The sequence below is a fragment of the Streptomyces sp. RP5T genome (genome assembly GCF_003933965.1).
Taxonomy (GTDB): domain Bacteria; phylum Actinomycetota; class Actinomycetes; order Streptomycetales; family Streptomycetaceae; genus Streptomyces.
The window spans coordinates 1-1,434 of the sequence record NZ_RSAJ01001063.1; the positions used below are offsets into that span (position 1 = coordinate 1).

Annotated in this window: 1 protein-coding gene; it reads right to left on the minus strand. The window is 74.8% G+C overall.

Translation table 11 applies throughout. The annotated features are described in order from the left end of the window. Nucleotides 1-1,434, minus strand: a 1,434-nt coding sequence (locus EHS43_RS44485; RefSeq protein ID WP_125196049.1) for an amino acid adenylation domain-containing protein, incomplete at both ends; no start/stop codon positions are given.

The following is a 1,434-nucleotide window of genomic DNA, read 5'->3' on the forward strand; positions in this document are numbered from 1 at the left end:
CTCCAGGGCCGTCCGCAGCAGCGCCGCCTTGTCGATCTTGCCGCGGTCCGTCTCCGGCAGGAATGGCAGGGGCATGACAGATTCGGGCACACAGTAGTACGGCAGCACCTCCGCGACCGCCCGCCTGGCCCGCTCGGGGTCGACGTCCGCCGGGCAGACGAAGGAGACCAGGGTGCGGTCGTCCCGCTTCAGGGTCACCGCGCGGGCGCAGCCCTCGACGGACTCCAGGACCGAGGAGACGGAGTCGAGCTCGACACGGAAACCGCGGACCTTGACCTGGTCGTCGGTGCGGCCGAGGTGTTCCAGCTGACCGTCGGGGGTCCAGCGGCCGAGGTCGCGGGTGCGGAACATCCGGTGCCCGCCGCCGAGGAAGGGGTCGGGGGCGTAACGCTCGGCGTTCAGCGCGGGGTTGTCCAGGTAGCCCGCCGAGACGCCGGCGCCGCCCGCCCACATCTCGCCGACCGCCCCGATGGGCAGCGGGCGACGGTCGGCGTCGAGGACGTAGACCGTGTTGTTGGGGGTGGGACGGCCGATGGTCAGCAGCGGAGCCGACGGGTCGTGGCGGCTCATCGTGTTGACGATGGTCGTCTCGGTCGGGCCGCAGCAGTTGTAGAAGGCGGCCCGGCGCGCCCAGCGGTCGGCGAGGGGGCGCGGGCAGGGCTCGCCGGCGACGGCGACCGTCCGCACGCGCCGGCAGAGCGCCGGGTCGATGGCGGACAGGACGGTCGGGGTGGCGATCAGGACGTCGGCCGTGCGGGCGGTCGCCGTGAGGTCCCGGCCGCGGATGACGAGGGTGCCGCCGTGGGTGAGACAGCCGAGGATCTCCCAGGCCGCCATGTCGAAGGCCACGTTGAGGAGGTGGGCCACCCGGTCGCCGGGCCGGATGCCGAGGCCACCGGGTTCGGTGAGCAGGAGGCTCGCGACATTGCGGTGGGTGACCTTCACGCCGTTGGGGCGGCCGGTGGTGCCGGAGGTGAACAGGACGTAGCAGCCGTCGTCGGGGCGCACGGTCCGCGGGGGCGCGGCCGGAGGCTCGTACGGCAGCGGTTCGTCGAGGGTGATCACCCGGGGGCCCCGGGGGACGCGGGCCGCGTGCTCGGCGACGGTGAGGACGATCCGGGTGCGGGCCGTCCGGACCACGTGGCCGAGCTGGGCCGGGGGTGCGAGGCCGATGTCCTGGGGGACGTAGGCGGCGCCCGCCTTCAGGATGCCGAGCAGCCCGACGAGCATCGGGACGGAGCGGCGGACGAAGAGTCCGACGTGGTCGCCGGGGCGCACTCCCTCACGGACCAGGCGGGCGGCGACGGCGTCGGCGTACCGGTCCAGCTCGCCGTAGGTGATCGTCGCGCCGGCGTGTTCGGCGGCCACGGCGCGCGGGGCGGCGGCGGCCCGGCGCTCGATCGCGCGGTGGACGAGCGGGTCGGGGACGGGGAC